Below are 20972 nucleotides of genomic sequence, written 5' to 3' on the forward strand. Positions count from 1 at the left end.
CAATTGGAATGGCGTCTGATTGGTTTATTGGCGCAAGGAGGCGCGGCTTTCAATGTTTTGCAATTGCGGGGGCACCGGGCTCTTCCCCATTACGAAACCCGGCTTGTGATATTCGACGTGTCCGAGATCCATCAACTTCCATCGTCCGCCCCAAACCAGGCCGCATTGCTCGGCCGTTTGCCCATATAACTGATATCCCCGCATGGCCCAGGGGTCTTTTTCGGAAATGACGAGCTTGCCGTCGCGCAAAAAGGCGTTGTCCGTGGCCAGCCCGTATTGGTGATAGCTCTGAAATGCTGCGGCATTGGTGACGCCCCCCAATTGCGACAGCCGGTTTTGCCGCTCCGGGCTGCGATAACCTTCCAGCAAAGCCATTTGATAGCCGTATTGCTCGCGCATGATTTTATAAACGAGCAGCAACCGTGTTCTGAAGTCTGCGTCGAGCAAATTCCAGTCGCGGCTGGCGTCCTGCAACGCAGGCCGGACCTGTTCCACTTCCTGCGTCGCAAACACCTCGGGCGGCAGCTGTGGCGGCGGCACCAGCTGTTCGCCGTTCAACAGCGCGGCAATTTTCTCGTCGGGAACGCGGGTCGTGTCGTCGTACTGAAATAAAAGCTGACGGCCGCGTAATGCAATTGCGATTAACGGCGGCGTCGCAAGAATACCTGCCGTTATGAAAATCAGCAAGCGCCGGCGAAACAGTAATTTTTGCGTGTCGACTAAAATGCTTTGCGAAGTTTTTACTGATTTTGTTAAATGTCCGCGAGCGCGCGACGCGCTATTGGACGCGCGACGGCTTACGCGGCCATGCAAATCGGCTACGGCATTCAATATTGACGCGCGTATCGGCGGCAATAGCAGCATTGCGGCCACGGTGACGGCGACGGCGAAATAGGCGATCAGTGCGACGACAAACAAGGGTAAGCCCCGGAAATTCGAAATAATTGAATTTTGTAATGCTTGCTCTTAGAATCGGGCCTGCTAAGAGACAGGCCGAAGCGTATTATCACGGCGAATTAAACAAGGATTCAATGAGGCAGTGAATGAATGCGCCGGACAGTTCCAATTCAAAAGCGCCGCCTAGCTTGCTAGCCGATGCGGCCAAGGGCGCACAAGCGAACAATGCGCGCATTCTGGCGAATCTCGAAGGGCGCGTGGCCGCGCAGCCCGCGCCTGCGAAGAAGCGCTCGAAGCTGCCGTTCGTGCTGGCGGGATTGCTCGTGATCGCCGGCGGCGGCATTGCGGCGTGGCAAGTGCAGAAGGTCAAGCAGACGGATCACGCGCTTGCGGCGGTCGCGCCGGCGGCGGGCGACGCCGAGCAGAAGGCCGCCGTGTCCGCGAATGCGGGCAGCGCGGCGCAGCTTGCCGCGGCCGCCAGCGCCGCGCAGAAAGACGCGGCTTCGGCCCCGCATGCCGCGACCATCATCACGGAAGACAACAGCGACGCCGACACCAAGGCCGCGCCGCTCGCGGGTGCGAGCGGGGTAGCCGACAATCGTTTGTCGCGCGCACTGGCCGAAGGCGCGGAGCCCGCGAGCGGAGCGCCGCCCGGCGGAGCAGCGCCTGGCGTATCGACGCCGGCTGTCGCCGCGGCGCCCGCGATTGCAGCGGCGAAGCCGGTCAGCAGCGCGAAGCCGTCGAACACGGCGGCATCGCGCGCCAAACGCGAAGCGGCAAGCGAGCGTCACGCGAGCAAGGTCGAACTCGCGCACGCCGCCAAACACACGGAGACCAAGAAGGTCGCGTCCAAGAATGATTCGGATGCCGATCTACTTGCAGCGCTCGTCGCGCGTACGCCGCCGTATAGCGCGAAGAAACCGGCCGTGCCGGCCGCTCAGCCGGGCGCGAAGGCGCCACAGGCTTCGACGAGCCTCGCCGAGCAAGTCAAGGATTGCAGCACGCGCGGCTTCTTCGAAGATCAATTGTGCCGCTGGCGCGTGTGCGACGGCCACTGGGGCACGGACCCGGCTTGTCCGAATGCGGCGCAAGCCAAGCAGCCGTGAGATGACGTGAGGTTCGCGGCGGGCGCGATGCCAGGCGCCGCGCGATGAATCGTCAATTAAGGTGAGGTTTTTCGGGAGCGCCTGGTTTTACGCTCCCGGCCTTGGCGCAGTCGCTTGCTGGATGGGCGTTTGCGAGGACCGGAAAAGCGCCGTTCGTGCTCAAAGGTGAGCGTTTTCGGGAGTGTGCGCTCGGCCGCGCATAGAACCGTTCGATCGAATGCCGCGTTCGGCGCGCGCAAGCTAGTGAGCTTGCAGGCAGCTAGGGTAGGGCGCGCGCTCGCCCGGCACGATCGGACACAGCCTGATCGGGCTCAGTTGGCGCAGGCGGTCCAGCCATTTGCTGTTCTCCGACGCGAGCTCGTCCGTCGCCACCGGTCCGCGCTCGGCCCATTGCATCGTGTAGTAGTCGGATGTCCCTTTGAGCGTCATCACGATGGCGGTCTCGCTATGCGTCGAGGCGCCATCGGAGATCGAGCCGCAGCGTATCACCGCCACAAAACCCGAAAAGCCGGCGACTTTCGCGTCGCCAAACGGGTTGACCGCAAACGTGTCCGGACACGCGCGATGGAATCCGCCCGCGATGGTCTCGGCCAGCACGCGCGGATTCGCGTCCGGGTTGCTGCCGAGCCCCTTGATGCCCGTTACGGTGATCATCTGCGTCCAGTGATCGACCGTCTCGCCCTTCAGGACCGATTCGCGAATGTAGTTATCGCCCTGAGTCTTTTCGAAGTCGGCCGGGTTGAAACCGGCCGGCAACGTAAATCCGACCAGTTGCCCGAAGATCGGCGTGATCGTTTGAACCGATTTTTGCTGGGGCGGGAGCGCGGCGGAAGCGGCGGCTTCCTGCGCGTTGGACGTGACAGAGGCAAGCAATGCCGACAAGCACGCGGCCAGCATGACCGTGCGGCTAGCCAGCTTGGCGCGATGAGTTCGATCCGCGAATTGGCGCATTTTATGAATATTGATGTGCTACGAGTTTGCGCGTGTTAAGCGCGCACTCGCTAGAGTGTGGATCGAAAGTGTAATGGCTCTGGTGGAATCGTGCGGCGAACTTCGCGCGAGCCCCGGACGCGCACGCAGCGCACGCGGCTCGCTGCACGGCTGTGCGGGGCGAGCCTATTCGCGCCATCGCTCGAGCGATGTGCAACTTCGTGTTGCGAAACCGTAGCGATTCGATATACGCTTTGCCACCAGAAAGCGCCGCAAACTAATTCGGCGCGCATAATGTGTAAATCGGCACGATTGCGATTTCAGATAGTCTATCTATTTGCGGGGATCGTGAGGGCGCTGGCGTGCTGCAATGCGGCGTCGTCTAAAGAACGCCTCGGTAATCTCCGCTAAGAAAGTCCAACGGCAGGGTGCGCGGGTTTCCCAAGCGACGCTTCGCGTCGGCGTGCACGGCATCCGCCAGTGTCTTGATTCGCATTAAATGATCGGTAACGCTCCGTCGCCGCGTGTCGAGTATGATTCGGCTCTACTCCTTTTGGGGCCCACGCGCTCCCGCATCAACCGTATCGGAATCATCGATGGAACAGCTCAATGGCGAAGCTCGCGACCGGCTCATTCGCTGGCTGCGGCGCCGAATGGAAGAATATGGCATTACCGAAGAGGCGCTCGCCGCCTCCGTGATGGCGGACCGCCAGGCGGAGCGCGAAGTGCTATACCGGGATGCCTATGGAAATACCTGGGACGGTCACGGCGATCTGCCTGACTGGCTGCGCCGCGCCGTTGCGGCCGGGCAGCATGTCGAACATTTTCGAATCGGCGGTTAAAAATCGCCGCGTTTTCGAGGGTTTGATTCGGATGACGGAACGCCGGATCGCGCGTTCTAGCGGGACAGCCGGAATGTTCTGATCAATCCGCACCGCCGCCGCAGGTTAAACGGCAATCGTTCTGGTCTCTTCTGTTCTGTTTCGTTTGTATCGCAGCGCCTATCGGTACGGGTAGGGTACGGGTAGCGTCTGTCAGGCACCGTTTTCCGCGCACGGCCAATAGTTCTCGAATACGCATTCGGCGACGGGCATTCTTTGCGCCCAGCGCTCCATTTCGAGCATCGGCTTTTGATAGAACTGCTCGACGTGACCGAGGCAGAGAATCGCAACCGGCTTCGCACCGGGCGGCATCTTGAGCAAACCGCGCACTTCGTCGAGGTCGAATAGGGACACCCATCCCATCCCGAGTCCTTCCGCGCGCGCCGCGAGCCACATGTTCTGAATCGCGCAGGCGACGGACGCCAGGTCCATTTCCGGCAGCGTGCGCCGCCCGAAGACGTGTTTCTCGCGGCCATCCATCAGCGCCATGACGAGCAGTTCGCCGCAGTCGCGCATCCCTTCGACTTTGAGCTTCATGAATTCGTCTTGCCGCTCGCCGAGCGCTTCGGCGGTCTTGACGCGTTCGCGCTCGACCGCCGCGTGCAAGGAGGCGCGCAGGCTCTCTTCGGTCACGCGCAGGATGCGCCACGGCTGCATGAAGCCGACGCTTGGCGCGTGATGCGCCGCGTCGATGAGGCGCTGCAACACGTCCGCATCGACCGGCTCGCGCACGAAGTGCCGCATGTCGCGCCGCTCGTAGATGGCGCGGTAGACAGCGGCTCGTTCGGATTCGTCAAATTGCATTGCCATGAAATAGTGCGGCCGCGAAAGCCGGGTTCGAGGGCCAATAGCCGTGCATATACGTCGCGACGATCGAGCCGGAGCGAAACACGGCTTCGCCCGGCGCGCCCGAATGCGGATGCACGGCCGTCAGCACCGGCGCGAGCGGCGTGCTCACGCGCGAATAGTGGAACGTGTGGCCCGTCATCGCGCCGTGCAGGCCGTTCAATTGCTGCATGCCGAGCGCCGACAGACGCGCTTGCAACGCCGCTTGCCCGGGCACGAGGCCGAGCATCGGCGTCGTCGTGCCGGCGCTGTCCGTCAACGCATCGAGCAGATACAGCATGCCGCCGCATTCCGCGTAGATCGGCTTCGCGGATGCCGCGTGCGCGCGGATCGTATCGGCACTACGAGTGTGACCGGCAAGCGCCTGCGCGTGCAACTCGGGATAACCACCCGGTAGGTACAGCGCATCGCTGGCATCGGGCACGGGTTCGTCGGCGAGCGGGGAGAAATAGCGCACGTTCGCGCCGAGCGCTTCGAGCAGCCGGATATTGGCCGGATAGATGAACGAGAACGCGGCATCGCGCGCGACGGCGATCCGCATGCCGTCCAGCAAGCGCGGCAACGCCACGGGCGCTTGCGGCTCGGCGAATTCGACCGCCGGGGGCAACACGGCCAGCGGCGTCGAGGCGAGCGCATCGGCGGCGCGCTCGAGACGCGCGTCGAGGTCGCTGATTTCGCCGGCCGTATGCAAGCCGAGATGCCGCTCGGGCAATTCGATTTCGCTCGTGCTCGCGATATAGCCGAGCCAGCGCATGCCTTGCGGCACCGCCTCTTCGAGCATGCGCGCGTGGCGCTCCGAACCGACGCGATTGGCGAACACGCCAAAAAACGGCACCTGTGGCCGGAAATTTGCGAGGCCGAAGGCGATGGCGCCGAACGTCTGCGCCATTGCCTTCGCGCCGATCACGGCGGCCACGGGCACGCCGAACGCGGTCGCGAGATCGGCGCTCGACGGCGTCCCGTCGTAAAGACCCATCACGCCTTCGATCAGAATCAGATCCGCTTCGCGCGCGGCCTCGGCGAGCAGTTGCCGGCACCCGTTTTCGCCGACCATCCACAAGTCGAGCGATTCGACCGGCGCGCCGCTCGCGTGCGCGAGGATCATCGGGTCCAGAAAATCGGGGCCGGTCTTGAAGACGCGTACGCGCCGTCCTTGCCGCCGATGGAGCCGCGCGAGCCCCGCCGTGATGGTGGTCTTGCCTTGGCCCGAAGCCGGTGCGCTGATGAACAGCGCGGGACACGCGGACATCGTTTAGAACTCCACGCCGCGCTGCGCCTTCACGCCTTGCTCGCGATACGGATGCTTGACGAGCCGCATTTCGGTGACGAGATCGGCCGCTTCGATCAGCGCGTCGGGCGCATGCCGTCCCGTCACCACGACGTGCAGCATCTCGGGCCGCGACGTGAGCACGCCGAGCACTTCGTCGAGCGGCAGGTATTCGTACTTCAGCACCGTATTGAGCTCGTCGAGAACGACCATCTGGTAGTCGCCGCTTTCGATCATCCGGCGCGCCTCGTCCCAGCCTTTGCGCGCGGTGGCGACGTCGGCGTCGCGGTTCTGCGTATTCCACGTGTAGCCGTCGCCCATCGTGACGAAATCGCAGTTCGCCTGAGCGCCGAGGAAGTCGCGCTCCGACGTGTGCAGCGCACCCTTGATGAATTGCACGACGCCCAGCCGCATGCCGTGCCCGAGCACGCGCACGGCCATGCCGAACGCGGCCGTGCTCTTGCCCTTGCCGGTGCCGGTGTTGACGATCAAGAGGCCCTTTTCGACAGTGGCGGCGGCCTGCTTTTTCTCGTGGCCTTCGCGGCGCCGCTGGGTCATGCGTTGGTGCGATTCGGGATCGGTTTTCATCGAGTGTCCTGGTCGTGTGTTTCGTGCGTGGCGACGGCTGCCGTCACCCCATCGCGTACGGTCTTGCCGACGATGAGCCGCCCGCCTCGCGACGCGAGCAGCGCGCACGGCTCGCAGACGCCGTCGACGCCGAGATGCGCGAGCGCCGCGGGCGAAGGCGTGAGCGTGAGTGTCGCGGCAAGCGCCTCGATCTGCGCGCGCGTGAAAACCTCGAGCGGCAAGCCGTGCCGCGCGCAAAACGCGACGAGCCCCGGCTCTTGCGCTTTCGCATCGATCGTCGCGACTGCGCGGACGTCGTCGAGCGAATGCGCGCCGAGCGCGGCGCGGACGGCGGCGTCGATCTGTTCGGCCGACGCGAAGCGCCGGCAGCCGATGCCGAGCGTGAGCGGCTTATGCGATTGCATCAGACGTGGCGGTGACAAGCAAGGCGAGAATGAACGCGTGGAAAGGTGCGGAAAAGGTGCCAAAAAACGCGCGCATACGATAGCACAGGCCTATTCGTTGGATACGACAAGTAAAAGCTCGCGTGTCGCGCGGCATCTCGTAGTACGTAAAGCGCCTGCATCACGCACTAAGTTTCCTCTTGACGTATTACGCGTAACGTAATACTGTGGGCGTTATGATTAAGTCCTTCCGATGCAAAGACACCGAAGCCCTTTACGCCGGCAAATCGCCGAAACGCTTTCGTGCAATTGAGGCGGTTGCGATACGCAAGCTTCAGATGCTGGAGGCGGCCAAGGAACTGAAAGATCTACGCTCACCGCCTGGCAACCAACTCGAGGCGCTCAAAGGCGACCGGCGCGGCCAGTGCAGCATCCGCATCAACGGTCAATGGCGTTTGTGTTTCGTATGGACGGACGACGGTGCGACCGAGATCGAAATCGTCGACTACCACTGAAAAGGAGTTCATATGGTCAAGAACGGAATGCGCCCGGTACACCCGGGCGAAATCCTGCGGGAGGAATATCTGGTTCCGCTGGAAATGAGCGTGAATGCGCTCGCGCTGGCACTGAACGTGCCAGCAACGCGACTTCACGAGATCGTGAAGGAACGGCGTGGCATCACTGCCGACACCGCGTACCGGCTTGCGCGTTACTTCGATTCGACGCCCGAATTCTGGCTGAACCTGCAAGCCGCGTATGACCTTAAGACGCTGTCGACGCGGGCCGAGATTGATCGCAAGGTCGAGCCTCGCGAGGCAGCGCATCCATGATCGAGTCGGGCCTGACCGACTGGTCATGACGTTGTCCTGGGCTTCGCCTTGACGCTAAGCAATGGCACGCCTACACTCCCACGCACTTTGGTGCTCGTATGCGCGCTCATCGCGCATGCAGTTAAACGGGAAACAGGGCGCGAAGCCGCATCGGCCGAGCCAACCTGTGCTGCCCCCGCAACGGTAAGCGAAGGCATCGCGCCACGCGATGCAGAGCCGACTTCAATGTGTGCACGCAAGGCCGTGCCCACATTAGCCACTGCGCGAGAAATGCCTCGTGCGGGAAGGTGAAGCGGCGCTTTCGCCAGCCCGGATACCGGCCAGAGCAAGGGGTTGGCGCCGCGGGGATGCGGCGTTACTGCCACGAACCGCACCGCGCTTTCCCGCTGACGTGACGATGTTGTGACGATCGATGCTTCGCACGCGGGGTTTTTCGCCGGTGCTGTTCGTGTTGGCAATCTGTGTGTTTGTCGACCGTTCAAAAAGGGGCGATCGTGCTCAAGTCTGTTTCCCAGTTGTTCAATGACAGTCCGACGGAATTACGCGGCAAGATCGTCGGGATCTACATTGTGTTGATTGCGTTCAATATCGGTGCGTGGATCTGGGCCTTCGCGGCTTTTCACGGCCATCCGGTGCTGCTCGGCACCGCGCTGCTCGCCTATACGTTCGGTTTGCGCCATGCGGTCGATGCGGACCACATCGCCGCGATCGACAACGTCACGCGCAAGCTGCTGCAGGAAAAACGCAATCCGCTCGGCGTCGGCTTCTTCTTTTCGCTCGGGCATTCGACGGTGGTGATCGTGATGACGGTCGTGGTGGCGATGACGACGGCGTCGCTGTCGAACCACTTTTCCGATCTGAAAGATATCGGCGGCGTGATCAGCACTTGCGTATCCGCATTCTTCCTGTTCGTGCTCGCAGCGGCGAACCTCGTCGTGCTGCGAGGCGTGTACCGTACGTTCCGCGCCGTGCAGCGCGGCGAGCCGCTCGTCGAGGAGGATCTCGATCTGCTGCTCGGCAATCGCGGCTTTCTCGCGCGCATTTTCAAGCCGCTGTTCAAGCTCGCTTCGCGAAGCTGGCACATGTACCCGATCGGCTTTCTGTTCGGGCTGGGTTTCGATACGGCCACCGAGATCGCGTTGTTCGGTATTTCTGCGACGCAGGTATCGAGCGGCGTGTCGTTCTGGGCGGTGTTGGTGCTGCCGGTGCTGTTTACCGCGGGCATGTCGCTCATCGACACGACCGACGGCATCCTGATGATGGGCGCCTACCGGTGGGCGTTCGTGCGTCCGATCCGCAAGATCTACTACAACATGACGATTACGTTCGTGTCGGTGCTGGTGGCCGTGTTGATCGGCGGTATCGAATCGCTGGCACTCGTCGCCGACAAGCTCGATTTGAAGGGACCGTTCTGGGATTTCATCGGTACGCTGTCCGACAATTTCGGCACGCTCGGCTATATCGTCATCGGTCTTTTCTTTGTGAGCTGGATCGTGTCCGCGCTCGTGTATCGCTTGAAGCGCTACGACGAGATCGACGTCACGGTGTCCACCTGATCTGGAGTCAGCAGAATGCAAACGCGCAAAATTCCCGTCACCGTCGTCACAGGCTTTCTCGGCAGCGGCAAAACCACCCTGCTGCGGCACATCCTCAAACATGCCGACGGCAAGCGCATCGCCGTGATCGTCAACGAGTTCGGCGAGCTCGGCATCGATGGCGAGATCCTCAAAGGCTGCGGCATCGGCTGCGATGAGGACGGCAACGAACAAGCGGGCCAGCTCTATGAGCTCGCCAATGGGTGCCTCTGCTGCACCGTGCAGGAAGAGTTCTTTCCCGTGATGGAAGAGCTGGTCGAGCGGCGCGGCGACATCGATCACGTGCTGATCGAAACGTCCGGCCTCGCGCTGCCGAAGCCGCTCGTGCAGGCGTTCAACTGGCCGTTGATCAAGAACAGCTTCACGGTCGATGCGGTCGTGACGGTGGTCGACGGTCCCGCCGCCGCGAGCGGGCAGTTCGCGGAGAATCCGCAAGCCGTCGATGCGCAGCGCAAAGCCGATCCGAATCTCGATCACGAATCGCCGCTGCACGAGCTCTTCGCCGATCAGCTTTCGGCTGCGGATCTCGTGATTCTCAACAAGACCGACTTGCTCGACGGCGCGCATCACGAAGCGGTCGTCGCCGCGATTCGCGAAGAGATTCCGCCGCAGGTGAAGATCGTGCCCGCGCAGATGGGCCAGCTCGACGTCCACGGGCTGCTTGGGCTCGCGTCGGCGTCGGAAGAAACGATTCACTTGCGCCATGACCATCACGGTTCCGCCGACGACGCCGATCACCATCACGACGAGTTCGATTCGGTCGTGGTGGCAGGCGAGACGCGTTCGCGCGAGGCGGCGATCGCCGCGCTGCAGACGCTCGTCGAGCAGCACACGATCTATCGCGTGAAGGGTTTCGCGGCGCTGCCCGGCGCGCCGATGCGTCTGGTCGTGCAAGGCGTGGGCCGGCGCTTCGACAGCTACTTCGACCGTCGCTGGCAGGACGGCGAGGCGGTGACGAGCCGCTTCGTGCTGATCGGCGAAGACCTCGATCAAGCGGCGTTGCAGGGCGCGCTCAGCGCCGCGCTTGCGGCGGCCGAGGCTCAGCAGGCTTAACCACCCCTACCCGCCACCACTCGCCATCACAGGAAAGACCGCGCCATGCACCTGCTGCGAACCACGCCGGGCGGTTTCGTCGACGACACGGCGGGCGTGATCCGCATCGATCAGCGTCCCGCCGACATCGTCGTGCTCAGTTCGGCCGATACGACGCTGTCGCTTCTCGCCAGCGTGTTTCCTCGCTTGGGCGAGGGCTTTCCGAGCGTGCGGCTCGCGAACGTGACGTTTCTGCGGCAGCCGGCGTCGGTGGATTTTTACATCGACGATGTGTTGAAGCATGCGCGCGTCGTGGTGGTCGATCATCTGGGCGGCGAGGCTTATTGGCCGTATGGGATCGAGCAGGTGGTCGCGCTCGCCGAGCGCAACGGCCAGTTGCTCGCGATGTTCTCCGGCGATTTGCAGGAGGACCCGAACCTGCTCGCGAAGAGCACGGCGGATGCCGAGTTCTGCCACGTGCTATGGCGCTACTTGCGCGAGGGCGGCGCGCAGAACGCGGAGGGTTTTCTACGCTGCATCGCGTACCGCGGGCTCGGATGGGGCGAGGAGCCGGCGCCGCCGCGTCCGCTGCCCGCGGTGGCGCTCTATCACCCGGCTCATGACTTGGCGACGATCGAGCACTGGCAGGCGGATTGGCGCGCAGGCGCGCCGGTCGTCGCGGTGCTGTTTTACAAGGCGCATTTGCAGGCGGCGAATACGGCGGTCTTCGACGCGCTCTTGAAAGCGCTCGCGGACGAAGGAATGAACCCGCTGCCGATCGCGATCACCTCGCTCAAGGATGCGTTGAGCCGAGACGTGGTCCAACAGCTGTGTGCTCAGCATCATGTGGCGCTCGTGCTGAACACGACGGCGTTCGCGGCATCGGCGATCGACGACCCCGAGCCGCTCGCGCTCGCCGGCGACGCGCCCGTCATGCAGGTGATCCTGAGCGGCGGCAACCGCGACGATTGGCTCAAGGACAACCACGGCCTCAATTCGCGCGATATCGCCATGCATGTCGCGCTGCCGGAAGTCGACGGCCGCATCATCACGCGCGCGATCAGCTTCAAGGGGCTGGCGTACCGGTGTCCGCATACGGAAGTCGACGTCGTTCGCTATCAGCCGGATCTGGAGCGGATCGCGTTTCTCGCCGAGCTTAGCCGCCGCTGGTGCCGGCTAAAGCGTGCCGGCAACGCCGACAAGAAGCTCGCGCTGATTCTCGCGAACTATCCGATGAGCGAAGGGCGCATCGGCAATGGCGTAGGGCTCGATACGCCGGCGTCGGTCGTTAACATTCTCGCGATGCTGCGCGACGAGGGGTATCGCGTGGCGGACTTGCCTTCGGACGGCGACGCGCTGATACGCACGCTCACGCAGGGCGTGACGAACGATCCCGTGGTTCGCGACTTGCGGCCCGCGCTGCAGAGTCTCGCGCTCGACGACTACTTGCAGTACTTCCAGCAGATCCCCGCCGAGGCGCGCGATGCGTTGAATGCGCGCTGGGGGCAGCCTGAACAAGACCCGACGCTCCGTCACGGCCGCTTCATGATCGCGGGCTGGCGCTGCGGTCAGGTGTTCGTCGGCATCCAGCCGGCGCGCACGCGCGCGGAAGGCGACTATGCGAGCTATCACGATGCCGAACTCGTCCCGCCGCATTCGTACCTCGCGTTCTATTTCTGGCTGCGGCATCGCTTCGGCATCGACGCGGTGGTCCACGTCGGCAAGCATGGCAACCTCGAATGGCTGCCGGGCAAGAGCGTCGCGCTAAGCGACGCATGCTGGCCCGATCTCGTGCTCGGGCCCATGCCGCATCTGTATCCGTTCATCGTCAACGATCCCGGCGAAGGCAGCCAGGCGAAGCGCCGCGCGCAGGCCGTGATCATCGATCATTTGATGCCGCCGCTCACGCGCGCCGAGAACTACGGCCCGCTGCAGGACCTCGAGCGGCAAGTCGACGAATACTACGAGGCGCTGATGGTCGATCCGCGCCGAGCGAAGCTGTTGCGCAAGACGATTCTCGCGACGATCGTCGAGCATCGGCTGCACGAGGAATTGAGCGTCGGCTTGCCGGCCGATCAGGACGCGGAAGACGCGCTGCTCACGCGCGCCGATGCCTACCTCTGCGAGCTGAAAGAGGCGCAGATCCGCGACGGCTTACATACATTCGGCGAGTCGCCGCAGCGCGAGCAGCGTCGCGATACGCTGCTTGCGCTCGCACGCTTTCCGGTGAGCGGCGGGCAGGGCGCGAATGCCGGGTTGATCGAGGCGCTCGCGAGAGACCTGCAGGTCGACGCGATCTTCGATCCGTTGGCGCCGGATTGGTCGGCTGAGTGGAACGGGCCGCGTCCGGAGTTGCTGCAGCGGGCGAGCGATGCGCCTTGGCGCCACAACGGCGACACGCGCGAACGGCTCGAATGGCTGGCCGCCGAGCTGTTGAAGAACCTATGCGGCGAGGCGGACGACGAGCCCTCGGCGGCGGCGGCCATCGCAACGCCTGCCCCCAACACACTGCCGCACACCGAGCGTGTGCTCGCACGCGTGCGCGACGATCTCCTGCCGCGCCTCGACGCGTGCGGCGCGCAGGAAATGCGGCACTTGAAGCGCGGGCTCGAAGGACGTTTCGTGCCGCCGGGGCCGAGCGGTTCCCCCTCGCGCGGACGCCCCGACGTGCTGCCCACCGGCCGCAACTTCTATTCGGTCGACACACGCGCCGTGCCGACGCAATCCGCGTGGGCACTCGGCTTGAAATCGGCGCAGCAGCTGATCGAGCGGCACGTGCAGGAACAGGGCGACTATCCGCGCGCGGTCGGCCTCTCGGTGTGGGGGACGGCGACGATGCGCACGGGCGGCGACGACATCGCGCAGGCGATGGCGCTGATCGGCGTGCGGCCGAAATGGGCGCCGGGCAGTCATCGCGTGACCGACTTCGAGATCATGCCGATCGAGGCGTTCGACCGGCCCCGCATCGACGTGACGCTGCGCGTTTCCGGCTTCTTCCGCGATGCGTTCACGAACGTCATGCATTTGTTCGATGCAGCCGTCCAAGCCGTCGCCGAACTCGACGAGCCCGAGCACTTGAATCCGATTCGCGCACGTGTGCTGCGCGAGCGCGACGCGCTGATCGCGCGCGGCATCGAAGCGGGCGAAGCACGGCGCCGCGCGGGCTGGCGCGTGTTCAGCGCGCGCCCCGGCGCATACGGCGCGGGCCTGCAGGAACTGATCGACACGACGCAATGGCAGAGCGATGCCGATCTTTCCGACGCGTATCAGGCGTGGGGCGGCTATGCGTATGCGCAGCAAAGCGCGGGCGTCGAAGCGCGGCAGGCGTTCGGCACGCGGCTCGCGACGCTCGACGTCGTCTTGCAGAACCAGGACAACCGCGAGCACGACGTGCTCGACTCGAACGACTACTACCAGTTTCAAGGCGGCATGGTGGCGGCGGTCCGGCATCTCGCGGGCAGCCAGCCGCACGTCTATCACGCGGATCATGCGAACCCTGCCGCGCCGCGCATCCGCACGCTGCAGGAAGAGATCGCGCGAGTGATCCGCTCGCGCGTCGTCAATCCGAAGTGGCTCGACGGCGTGAAGCGCCACGGCTATAAGGGCGCGGCGGAGATCGCGGCGACCGTCGACTACTTGTACGGGTACGATGCGACCGCACGCGTGATTGCCGACCATCAATACGCGCTCGTCACCGACGCCTATCTGAACGACGACGACACGCGCGCTTTCCTGCAACGCCATAATCCGCACGCACTGCATTCGATTTGCGAGCGGCTGCTCGAAGCGATGCAGCGCGGGCTGTGGCAAGCGCCCGGCACGTATCGCGAGCAAGTCGAGCAGCATCTGCTCGCGAGCGAACAGCACCTCGAAGGAACACGGCAATGAACACATCGAATGACGGGCGCGCAATGAATGCGGAGCGGCACGCCGAGCGCGCGAACCACGCAGGCGCGGCATTCGGATCGCGTCCCGCGTTCCCCTTTGCCGCGCTCGTCGGCCAGCAGCCGTTGCAGCAAGCACTGCTGCTCGCGGCGATCGACCCGGGCATCGGCGGCGTGCTCGTCAGCGGGCCGCGCGGCACCGCGAAATCGACGGCGGCGCGTGCACTGGCGGAGCTGCTGCCCGACGGGCGGCTCGTGACCCTGCCGCTCGGCGCGAGCGAAGACCGCTTGATCGGCACGCTCGATATCGAAGCGGCGCTGCGCGACGGCTCCGTGAAATTCTCGCCGGGCCTGCTCGCGCACGCGCATCGCGGCGTGCTCTACGTCGATGAAATCAACTTGCTGCCCGACGCGCTCGTCGATGCGATGCTCGATGCGGCGGCGAGCGGCGTGAACACCGTCGAGCGCGATGGCGTCTCGCACAGTCACGACGCGCGCTTCGTGCTGATCGGCACGATGAATCCGGAAGAGGGCGAGTTGCGTCCGCAACTGATCGATCGCTTCGGTCTGGCCGTCGAGCTGGAGAATTGTTTCGAGCCGAACGTGCGGCAGCAGATCGTCAAGGCGCGTCTCGCGTTCGATACCGATCCGCACGCGTTTCGCGCGCAATACGCGACGCAGCAGGCCACCTGCGCCGAGCGCATTCGTGCTGCGCGCGATGCGCTGCCGCTTCTGACGTTCGACGATGCCGTGCACGCGCGCGTGAGCGCGCTGTGCATCGCGGCGGCCGTCGATGGCTTGCGTGCCGACCTCGTGATGCTGCGCGCGGCACGCGCGCTCGCCGCGCTCGAACACAGCGATGCGGTGACGACCGGGCATGTGGAGCGTGTTGCCGAAGCGGTGCTGTGGCATCGACGGCGCGAGCACGATGAATCGCAGGCGAATTCACCGGCACAACCGACGCAATCCCACGCCCACGCGTCGAACAACACGTCGAACCCCGCGCAAGCACCGGAGCCCGATTCGCCCGACGGCGACTGGGGCTACCTGCCGCCCGAGCCAACGGGGCTCATGAAAGTCAAAGGCGTCATCCCGCTGCCCGCTCATCCAGCAAAAAAACGCTGAGCCATCGAAAGCTCGCCGCCGCTCGCACGAACTCGACGAGCGGTCTTCGATGGCTGACGGGCGGAGGCAACGTTGCACGCGGCGGTGTACCTGGCTCACGCATCGCGTGGCCGCAAACGCTCGCCGCCAAGCGCGCCGAACGCTTGCGCGCCGAGCATCTGCGTTTCGCGCGCGAAGCGTCGCGAGAAAGCGTGCTGCACTGCTTCGTGCTCGATTGTTCCGGCTCGATGCTGACGGGCCAGCGGCTCGCGCTCGCAAAAGGCATGCTGCTCTCGATGTTCGAACACGCCGCGACGACGCGTGCCGAAGCGGCGCTCGTATGCTTCGGCGGCGCGCGCGCCGACGTGCGCTTCGGGCCGCTCGTGCCGCGCTGGTGGAACGAGCGCTGGCTCGCGCCGGTGGGCGGCGGGGGCGGCACGCCGCTCGCGCTGGGCGTGCGGCGCGCGGCGCAATTGCTCGAACAGACGAAGCGGCGCAAGCCCACGCAGGCGCGCTGGCTATGGGTACTGTCGGACGGCCGCAGCCGTGATTGGCCGGCGCGCCCCGATGCGGCCGATCAGATCGTCGTCGTGGACTTCGAGACCGGCGCGCTCAGGCTCAACCGATGCGAACGCCTTGCGAACGAGTGGGGCGCGAGGTTGTGCCGCCCCGAGGATTTGATTGGCCGTTGAGATGTGGCGCGCCGCGTGAACCGGCGGGCCCGTCAATGCAGAATCTTCCCCAGAAAATCTCTGGCCCGCTCGGAGCGCGGATTGGCGAAGAACGCCTCCTTGCTGTCATCCTCGACGATGCGCCCCTGATCCATGAAGATCACGCGATGGGCGACCTTCTTGGCGAACCCCATTTCGTGGGTGACGCACATCATCGTCATCCCTTCTTGGGCCAATTCGACCATCACGTCGAGCACTTCGTTGATCATCTCGGGATCGAGCGCCGACGTCGGCTCGTCGAACAGCATGGCGACCGGGTCCATCGATAGCGCGCGAGCAATCGCCACGCGCTGCTGCTGGCCGCCCGATAACTGTCCCGGATACTTCCCGGCGTGCGCGCGAAGCCCGACGCGATTGAGCAGGCTCAGCGCTTTGTCCGCCGCTTCGTCCTTGGCGCGGCCCAGCACCTTGATTTGGGCGAGGGTCAGATTGTCGGTGATGGACATGTGCGGGAACAGCTCGAAGTGCTGAAACACCATCCCGACTTTCGAGCGCAGCTTGGACAGGTTCGTTTTCTTGTCGCCCACCGACTCGCCGTTGATGGTGATCGCGCCCTGCTGGAACGGCTCGAGCCCGTTGACCGTCTTGATGAGCGTCGACTTCCCGGAACCGGAGGGGCCGCAGACGACAACCACCTCGCCCTTCTTGACGCCGGTGGTGCAGTCGGCCAGAACTTGAAAGTGGCCGTACCACTTCGATACGTTGCTGATGGAAATCATGATGCCTTTCGCTTCTGAAAGTGTTGTACGGGTGCGCGCCTTTAGCGATGCCGCCCAAGCCGATACCGGCGCTCGAGCGCGCGCGCATACCACGTCAGCGGAAAACACATTGCGAAGTACAGCAGCGCGACCATGGCGTAGATCGGGAACGGGCGAAACACGGCGTTCGTGATCATCGTGCCGGTCTTGGTCAATTCGGTTAGACCGATGATCGACGTCAGCGCAGTGCTCTTCACCACTTGCACGAGAAAGCCCACCGTCGGCGGGACGGCGATCTTCCACGCTTGCGGCCAGACGACATAGCGCAGCTGCTGTGTCCAGGTCATGCCGAGGCTCGCCGCCGCCGCCCATTGGCCACGCGGCACGGCCTCGACGCAGCCGCGCCAGATGTCGGCGAGATACGCGCTGGTGTACAGCGTGAGCGTGACCGTCGCCGCCGTCCAGGGCGATACTTCGACGCCGAGCAGCGGCAAGCCGAAGAAACCGAGGAAGAGCTGCATCAAAAGCGGCGTGCCCTGGAACAACTCGACGTACAGCATCACGGTCCGCCGCAGCCACGCGAGCGGCGATACTCGCATCGCGAGCAGCACGAGGCCCATGACGCCGCCTCCGAGGAACGCAATCAGCGACAGCAGCAAAGTCCACCGCGCGGCGAGCAGCAGATTGCGCGCGATGTCCCAAAGCGTGAACTCGATCATCGTGAAGGCTCCTCGGTCGCTGCCGCGCGAACGCGGAGAGCAAACAATGCGCGCAGCCTGCCTCGCGGCGCGAGGCTGTTGCCGCGGGCTGCACGTCCCGCAAAGAGCCCCTTGCCGAGCCAGTTGATCAAGAGCCGCAACACGATCGAAAGCAGCAAATACGTTGCGGTGATGATCAAGTAGCTTTCGAACGAGCGGAAGTTGCGCGACTGGATGAAGTTCGCGGCATAGGTCAAGTCGGGGACGGAGATCTGCGATACGACGGCCGAGCCGAGCATCACGATCAGCACCTGCCCGAGCAACGCCGGAAACACGTTCGCGAGCGCCTGCGGCAGCACGACGTAGCGAAACACCTGCCGCCCCGGCAGACCGAGCGCCAGCGCCGCCTGAATCTGGCCGCGAGGAATCGAGTCGATTCCCGCACGGACGATTTCGACCGCGTAAGCACCGAGGTTCACGGTCATCGCGAGGACGGCCGCCTGCATCTCGTCGATATGCACGCCAAGGCTCGGCAGCCCGAAGAACACGAAGAAGAGCTGCACGAGAAACGGCGTGTTGCGGATCAGCTCGACGTAGGCCGCCACCAGCGCGCGGACCCACTTCGGGCCCGCAACGGCAACGCAGGCGCCGACGATACCGACGATGCCTCCTAGCACCGTCGAAACCGCTGTCAGCCCGAGCGTCACTTCGACGCCGCGGGCGAGCATGCCCGCATACAGACCGAAGCCGCTGAAGTCGAACGTATAGGTCATCTCGGTACCGTCCTTCGTGCGGTTGCCTGGAAGACGACAAGCATCACAGATCGGCCGGCAACGGCGTGCGCAGCCATTTCTGCGAAATCGCGTTCATCGTGCCGTCCTTCTTCGCGTTCGCAATGGCGTCATTGACCTTCTGCATCAGGCGCGGCTCGTTCTTGTTCAGGCCCACGTGGTCGGGCGAGCTGAAGAGCTCGAATTTCTGCTCCGGATCGTTGGCCGGGTGGCGGGCCATGATCGTTGCGCCCACATCGTTTCCTACCACCAGCAACTGCGCCTGACCGGACAGGAACGCCGAGATCGCGCCATTGGGATCGTCGAAGCGCTTGATCGTCGCCGAGGGCGGCGCAATCTTGCTGACGCTCAAGTCCTCCAGCGTGCCGCGTGCGACCGCGACAGACTTGTTGGCAAGGTCGCCGGCGTTCTTGACCGCCAGCGACTTGGGCCCAAATACCGCGAGATAGTACGGCGCATAGGGCTGCGAGAAGTCGATCACTTTCGCGCGTTCTGGCGTCTCTCCGACGGAGAGCAGCATGTCGGTCTTGTGATCGGCGAGGTAAGCCATGCGGTTGTCGCCCGTCACCTGTACCAGCTCGACTTTGGCGTTGAGCGCCTTGCCGATCAGGTTCGCGACTTCGATGTCGTAGCCTTGCGGTTTCATGTCCGGGCCGATCGAGCCGAAGGGCGGATAGTCTTCGAAGACGCCGACGCGCACGACGCCGGACTTCGCGATCCCGTCGAGCGCATCGGCATGGGCTGCCGGTGCGAAGGCGCTCAAGCCGGCGACGCTCGTCAAGGCAAGTGCGAAAGCGGCATGGGCAAACAAGCGCTGCACGGCGCTCGTGGTTTGCGTGGATTGGCTCATTTGCTACGGCTCCTCTATCTGCGAGATGCAGTCGAAAGTGAAGGATCGATGAATCGGTGCGCGGCGATCCGCTTGCGCGCGTGAGCGGGCATATCGGCGGACACTCGCAAGTCGGCGCTCAGGTCAGGGGGTGACGAAGAGCTCGCGCGATCCTGTCGATTTGATAGGGAATCCGAAATAAGGCTTCTTGAGCCATCTCGGAACGCGGGGGCGATTCCCGGACGCGGTTGTCGGAAATCTTGCTTCCACGCGACAAATTCTGGGTGGCTAGAAAACGAGCGGCAATCGATAAGTTTTCATGGCGCGCATGACATTCATGCATGGCCTATGGAAAACCCTGGGCGGCGCGAATTGCCGGGCAAACGCGCTGCGTGGGAAGCGGAGGATTCCTTGCGGAACCCCCCGTCTGGTCAGGTCAACGCGAGCCGCCGACCCAATATTCCGTGTCTTCCTGACGATCGAACACAAACGACTTCAGCGCCATTTGCTGGGCCGGTTCGAGCGGATCGAATTCGAGGCCATGCGTCGTGGTCATCCGATCGGCATTCGGCGTGTTCTGCACGTTGCGGATGACGGCCGTCGTTTCGATGTGCGCGTCGAGGTCGTCCGAGCGCAATTGGAACGCCAGCTTGATGCGCTCGCCGACCTCTCCGAGCGCGCGCGGGGCGATCAACGACATGCCGGATGCGCTGATTCCGCTGGCCAGCGCGAGGCCGCCGTAGACGTCGCCTGCCTCGTTGGTCGCGTAGCGCACCGGCAGCCGCGTGCGAACGCGGATGGACTTGCGCTCGCGCAGGCGGCGAATCGCGCCCGGCGAGGACAGCACCACGTAATCGAATGGATGGCTGCACAGCGCTTCCACCGTGCACGAGAAGCGGAACACCGCCTGGCTCGCGATGGCGACGACGTCGACGTTCTCGCCTGCCATCAGCGGCGCCGGACGGCCGCCCGCGAGCGGCGGCGTGACGAAGAGCGCTTGGTTCGGCGAGAAGCCGATGAGCCGGCTCGGCTGCATGGCGCTGCCGCCTGCGCGCGAGCGGATGCCGAGCAGGCCGCCGATCGTCAGGTGCATGTCCTTGAGCGTCGGGGGCTGCGAGGCGTCGGGCTCGTTGTCGCCGCCGCGGGGCGCGGATTGCGCTTGCGCCGCCTCTTGCGTCAGCCGGTGCGGACGAAAATGCGCAAACAAGAACGCGAGATCGCGCTCGCCGGCAAGCGCAACGCCGCGATCGAGCAGCAGCGCGCCGGTTTCATCGACGATCGCCCATTCGAGCGGCGCGCCGACCGGCACCTCTTCCTGGTTCAAGCTCGTTCCTGGTGTATCCATGCTCTCGGTGCTCCCGTGTTTTTGACAGCGCCGCCCGCGAATCCGGCGAGCGCTTTTTAAGGGGATGCTTAGCTATGAACGTATTACGTCAGGATGATAGGAAAGTTTAGGTGCTTCGCGCTAGGGCAGAACCCTAGCCACGGACTCAGCACGGAAACGCCGACTGCAGCGAGCGCAAGATCGCGAGGCCGATCGGGAAATTGTCGGGAAGGTCGGGGTGGTTCTGGAAGAACTGATCCAAAAGCGGGTACACGTTCTGGTTGCCGAGGATCATCTCCTTCGGCTGGCAGTACAGCGGCGGGTGCTTCTTTGCGATCAAATCGCCGTTGGCCCAGCCGTACGCGTTGATCGTGCCGGTGATGTAGGCGGCGTACACCGAGTTGTTGTCGACGTGCGCCCATTGCTTGTACTGCGCGGCGGTCATTTCGGCGTGGGCGGTGACGGCGAAACATGCCGTAAGCAAAGCCAGCGCGGTGGTGCGTATCTGCATGGTGGGGTCCTTCCTTGTGCTTTTTTTGCTTATGTCGCTTATGTTGA

General features: G+C 64.0%; 21 protein-coding genes and 1 riboswitch. Of the genes, 9 read left to right on the forward strand and 12 right to left on the reverse strand.

Annotated elements, in window-relative coordinates; all coding sequences use genetic code 11:
• Positions 1 to 24: 24 nt before the first annotated feature.
• Positions 25 to 918: a M15 family metallopeptidase gene (locus FAZ95_RS24460; protein WP_175425743.1), complete on the reverse strand. Its 894-nt coding sequence runs from the start codon at positions 916 to 918 to the stop codon at positions 25 to 27.
• 125 nt (positions 919 to 1043) lie between these two features.
• Here FAZ95_RS24460 and FAZ95_RS24465 point away from each other — a divergent pair, with 125 nt between their 5' ends.
• Positions 1044 to 2003, forward strand: a complete 960-nt coding sequence (locus FAZ95_RS24465; protein WP_137335109.1) for a hypothetical protein — start codon at positions 1044 to 1046, stop codon at positions 2001 to 2003.
• A 240-nt stretch (positions 2004 to 2243) separates the two neighbouring features.
• On the opposite strand, the gene FAZ95_RS24470 is transcribed toward FAZ95_RS24465, so the two are convergent.
• Positions 2244 to 2954 carry a hypothetical protein gene (locus tag FAZ95_RS24470; protein ID WP_137335110.1) on the reverse strand — a complete coding sequence of 237 codons (711 nt, stop codon included), beginning with the start codon at positions 2952 to 2954 and terminating at the stop codon, positions 2244 to 2246.
• A gap of 575 nt (positions 2955 to 3529) precedes the next feature.
• On the opposite strand from FAZ95_RS24470, the gene FAZ95_RS24475 reads away from it, so the two are divergent.
• Complete coding sequence (locus tag FAZ95_RS24475) at positions 3530 to 3775, forward strand: H-NS family nucleoid-associated regulatory protein (RefSeq protein ID WP_137335111.1); 246 nt, start codon at positions 3530 to 3532, stop codon at positions 3773 to 3775.
• Positions 3776 to 3967: 192 nt separating this feature from the next.
• Here FAZ95_RS24475 and bluB read toward each other — a convergent pair whose 3' ends face one another.
• Genes bluB through FAZ95_RS24495 form a run of 4 tightly spaced genes read right to left on the reverse strand, consistent with a single transcriptional unit; the run spans position 3968 to position 6919 of the window.
• Positions 3968 to 4624: a 5,6-dimethylbenzimidazole synthase gene (gene bluB, locus FAZ95_RS24480; protein WP_137335112.1), complete on the reverse strand. Its 657-nt coding sequence runs from the start codon at positions 4622 to 4624 to the stop codon at positions 3968 to 3970.
• Positions 4608 to 5909, reverse strand: a complete 1302-nt coding sequence (locus tag FAZ95_RS24485; RefSeq protein ID WP_137335113.1) for a cobyrinic acid a,c-diamide synthase CobB — start codon at positions 5907 to 5909, stop codon at positions 4608 to 4610. Before FAZ95_RS24485 ends, bluB begins: the two co-directional genes overlap by 17 nt.
• A gap of 3 nt (positions 5910 to 5912) precedes the next feature.
• Positions 5913 to 6515, reverse strand: a complete 603-nt coding sequence (cobO, locus tag FAZ95_RS24490) for a cob(I)yrinic acid a,c-diamide adenosyltransferase (RefSeq protein ID WP_137335114.1) — start codon at positions 6513 to 6515, stop codon at positions 5913 to 5915.
• The gene (locus FAZ95_RS24495) at positions 6512 to 6919 is read right to left on the reverse strand and encodes a cobalamin biosynthesis protein (RefSeq protein WP_137335115.1); all 408 of its coding nucleotides are present in this window, start codon (positions 6917 to 6919) and stop codon (positions 6512 to 6514) included. Before FAZ95_RS24495 ends, cobO begins: the two co-directional genes overlap by 4 nt.
• A 215-nt stretch (positions 6920 to 7134) precedes the next feature.
• Between FAZ95_RS24495 and FAZ95_RS24500 the strand changes: the two genes are divergently transcribed.
• From FAZ95_RS24500 to FAZ95_RS24530, 7 genes are all read left to right on the forward strand, one after another.
• Entirely contained in the window at positions 7135 to 7413 is a 279-nt protein-coding gene (locus FAZ95_RS24500) for a type II toxin-antitoxin system RelE/ParE family toxin (RefSeq protein ID WP_137335116.1), read from the forward strand.
• 12 nt (positions 7414 to 7425) lie between these two features.
• Positions 7426 to 7728: a HigA family addiction module antitoxin gene (locus FAZ95_RS24505; protein WP_137335117.1), complete on the forward strand. Its 303-nt coding sequence runs from the start codon at positions 7426 to 7428 to the stop codon at positions 7726 to 7728.
• Positions 7729 to 7799: 71 nt separating this feature from the next.
• Positions 7800 to 8067, forward strand: a riboswitch (cobalamin riboswitch).
• A gap of 155 nt (positions 8068 to 8222) precedes the next feature.
• Entirely contained in the window at positions 8223 to 9284 is a 1062-nt protein-coding gene (locus tag FAZ95_RS24510) for a HoxN/HupN/NixA family nickel/cobalt transporter (protein WP_137335118.1), read from the forward strand.
• A gap of 15 nt (positions 9285 to 9299) precedes the next feature.
• Complete coding sequence (gene cobW, locus FAZ95_RS24515; protein WP_137335119.1) at positions 9300 to 10376, forward strand: cobalamin biosynthesis protein CobW; 1077 nt, start codon at positions 9300 to 9302, stop codon at positions 10374 to 10376.
• A 45-nt stretch (positions 10377 to 10421) separates the two neighbouring features.
• Positions 10422 to 14243, forward strand: coding sequence for a cobaltochelatase subunit CobN (gene cobN, locus FAZ95_RS24520; protein WP_137335120.1), 3822 nt, complete (start codon positions 10422 to 10424; stop codon positions 14241 to 14243).
• The gene (locus FAZ95_RS24525) at positions 14240 to 15364 is read left to right on the forward strand and encodes a magnesium chelatase ATPase subunit I (protein WP_137335121.1); all 1125 of its coding nucleotides are present in this window, start codon (positions 14240 to 14242) and stop codon (positions 15362 to 15364) included. Before cobN ends, FAZ95_RS24525 begins: the two co-directional genes overlap by 4 nt.
• A gap of 53 nt (positions 15365 to 15417) precedes the next feature.
• Positions 15418 to 16035 carry a vWA domain-containing protein gene (locus FAZ95_RS24530; protein ID WP_137335122.1) on the forward strand — a complete coding sequence of 206 codons (618 nt, stop codon included), beginning with the start codon at positions 15418 to 15420 and terminating at the stop codon, positions 16033 to 16035.
• Positions 16036 to 16067: 32 nt separating this feature from the next.
• On the opposite strand, the gene FAZ95_RS24535 is transcribed toward FAZ95_RS24530, so the two are convergent.
• The 6 genes from FAZ95_RS24535 to FAZ95_RS24560 all read right to left on the reverse strand — a co-directional run bounded on the left by FAZ95_RS24535 (position 16068) and on the right by FAZ95_RS24560 (position 20925).
• A complete protein-coding gene (locus FAZ95_RS24535) occupies positions 16068 to 16793 on the reverse strand; it encodes an amino acid ABC transporter ATP-binding protein (RefSeq protein ID WP_137335123.1) in 726 nt (241 codons plus the stop codon).
• A gap of 41 nt (positions 16794 to 16834) precedes the next feature.
• A complete protein-coding gene (locus FAZ95_RS24540; protein ID WP_137335124.1) occupies positions 16835 to 17491 on the reverse strand; it encodes an amino acid ABC transporter permease in 657 nt (218 codons plus the stop codon).
• Positions 17488 to 18243, reverse strand: coding sequence for an amino acid ABC transporter permease (locus tag FAZ95_RS24545; protein WP_137335125.1), 756 nt, complete (start codon positions 18241 to 18243; stop codon positions 17488 to 17490). Before FAZ95_RS24545 ends, FAZ95_RS24540 begins: the two co-directional genes overlap by 4 nt.
• A gap of 43 nt (positions 18244 to 18286) precedes the next feature.
• The gene (locus tag FAZ95_RS24550; protein WP_137335126.1) at positions 18287 to 19111 is read right to left on the reverse strand and encodes a transporter substrate-binding domain-containing protein; all 825 of its coding nucleotides are present in this window, start codon (positions 19109 to 19111) and stop codon (positions 18287 to 18289) included.
• 415 nt (positions 19112 to 19526) lie between these two features.
• The gene (locus tag FAZ95_RS24555; protein ID WP_137335127.1) at positions 19527 to 20435 is read right to left on the reverse strand and encodes a flagellar brake protein; all 909 of its coding nucleotides are present in this window, start codon (positions 20433 to 20435) and stop codon (positions 19527 to 19529) included.
• A 145-nt stretch (positions 20436 to 20580) separates the two neighbouring features.
• Positions 20581 to 20925, reverse strand: coding sequence for a hypothetical protein (locus FAZ95_RS24560; RefSeq protein ID WP_137335128.1), 345 nt, complete (start codon positions 20923 to 20925; stop codon positions 20581 to 20583).
• Positions 20926 to 20972: the final 47 nt, after the last annotated feature.

The sequence above is a fragment of the Trinickia violacea genome (assembly GCF_005280735.1).
Lineage (GTDB): Bacteria > Pseudomonadota > Gammaproteobacteria > Burkholderiales > Burkholderiaceae > Trinickia_A > Trinickia_A violacea.

Excerpts from the sequence above, each read along its gene's own strand:
- FAZ95_RS24495 (WP_137335115.1), bottom strand. The coding sequence starts at position 6,919 with ATGCAATCGCATAAGCCGCTCACGCTCGGCATCGGCTGCCGGCGCTTC.
- cobN (WP_137335120.1), top strand. The coding sequence starts at position 10,422 with ATGCACCTGCTGCGAACCACGCCGGGCGGTTTCGTCGACGACACGGCG.
- FAZ95_RS24475 (WP_137335111.1), top strand. The coding sequence starts at position 3,530 with ATGGAACAGCTCAATGGCGAAGCTCGCGACCGGCTCATTCGCTGGCTG.
- cobW (WP_137335119.1), top strand. The coding sequence starts at position 9,300 with ATGCAAACGCGCAAAATTCCCGTCACCGTCGTCACAGGCTTTCTCGGC.
- FAZ95_RS24525 (WP_137335121.1), top strand. The coding sequence starts at position 14,240 with ATGAACACATCGAATGACGGGCGCGCAATGAATGCGGAGCGGCACGCC.
- FAZ95_RS24540 (WP_137335124.1), bottom strand. The coding sequence starts at position 17,491 with ATGATCGAGTTCACGCTTTGGGACATCGCGCGCAATCTGCTGCTCGCC.
- bluB (WP_137335112.1), bottom strand. The coding sequence starts at position 4,624 with ATGGCAATGCAATTTGACGAATCCGAACGAGCCGCTGTCTACCGCGCC.
- FAZ95_RS24465 (WP_137335109.1), top strand. The coding sequence starts at position 1,044 with ATGAATGCGCCGGACAGTTCCAATTCAAAAGCGCCGCCTAGCTTGCTA.
- FAZ95_RS24505 (WP_137335117.1), top strand. The coding sequence starts at position 7,426 with ATGGTCAAGAACGGAATGCGCCCGGTACACCCGGGCGAAATCCTGCGG.
- FAZ95_RS24550 (WP_137335126.1), bottom strand. The coding sequence starts at position 19,111 with ATGAGCCAATCCACGCAAACCACGAGCGCCGTGCAGCGCTTGTTTGCC.
- FAZ95_RS24500 (WP_137335116.1), top strand. The coding sequence starts at position 7,135 with ATGATTAAGTCCTTCCGATGCAAAGACACCGAAGCCCTTTACGCCGGC.
- FAZ95_RS24535 (WP_137335123.1), bottom strand. The coding sequence starts at position 16,793 with ATGATTTCCATCAGCAACGTATCGAAGTGGTACGGCCACTTTCAAGTT.
- FAZ95_RS24470 (WP_137335110.1), bottom strand. The coding sequence starts at position 2,954 with ATGCGCCAATTCGCGGATCGAACTCATCGCGCCAAGCTGGCTAGCCGC.
- FAZ95_RS24485 (WP_137335113.1), bottom strand. The coding sequence starts at position 5,909 with ATGTCCGCGTGTCCCGCGCTGTTCATCAGCGCACCGGCTTCGGGCCAA.
- cobO (WP_137335114.1), bottom strand. The coding sequence starts at position 6,515 with ATGAAAACCGATCCCGAATCGCACCAACGCATGACCCAGCGGCGCCGC.
- FAZ95_RS24560 (WP_137335128.1), bottom strand. The coding sequence starts at position 20,925 with ATGCAGATACGCACCACCGCGCTGGCTTTGCTTACGGCATGTTTCGCC.
- FAZ95_RS24545 (WP_137335125.1), bottom strand. The coding sequence starts at position 18,243 with ATGACCTATACGTTCGACTTCAGCGGCTTCGGTCTGTATGCGGGCATG.
- FAZ95_RS24555 (WP_137335127.1), bottom strand. The coding sequence starts at position 20,435 with ATGGATACACCAGGAACGAGCTTGAACCAGGAAGAGGTGCCGGTCGGC.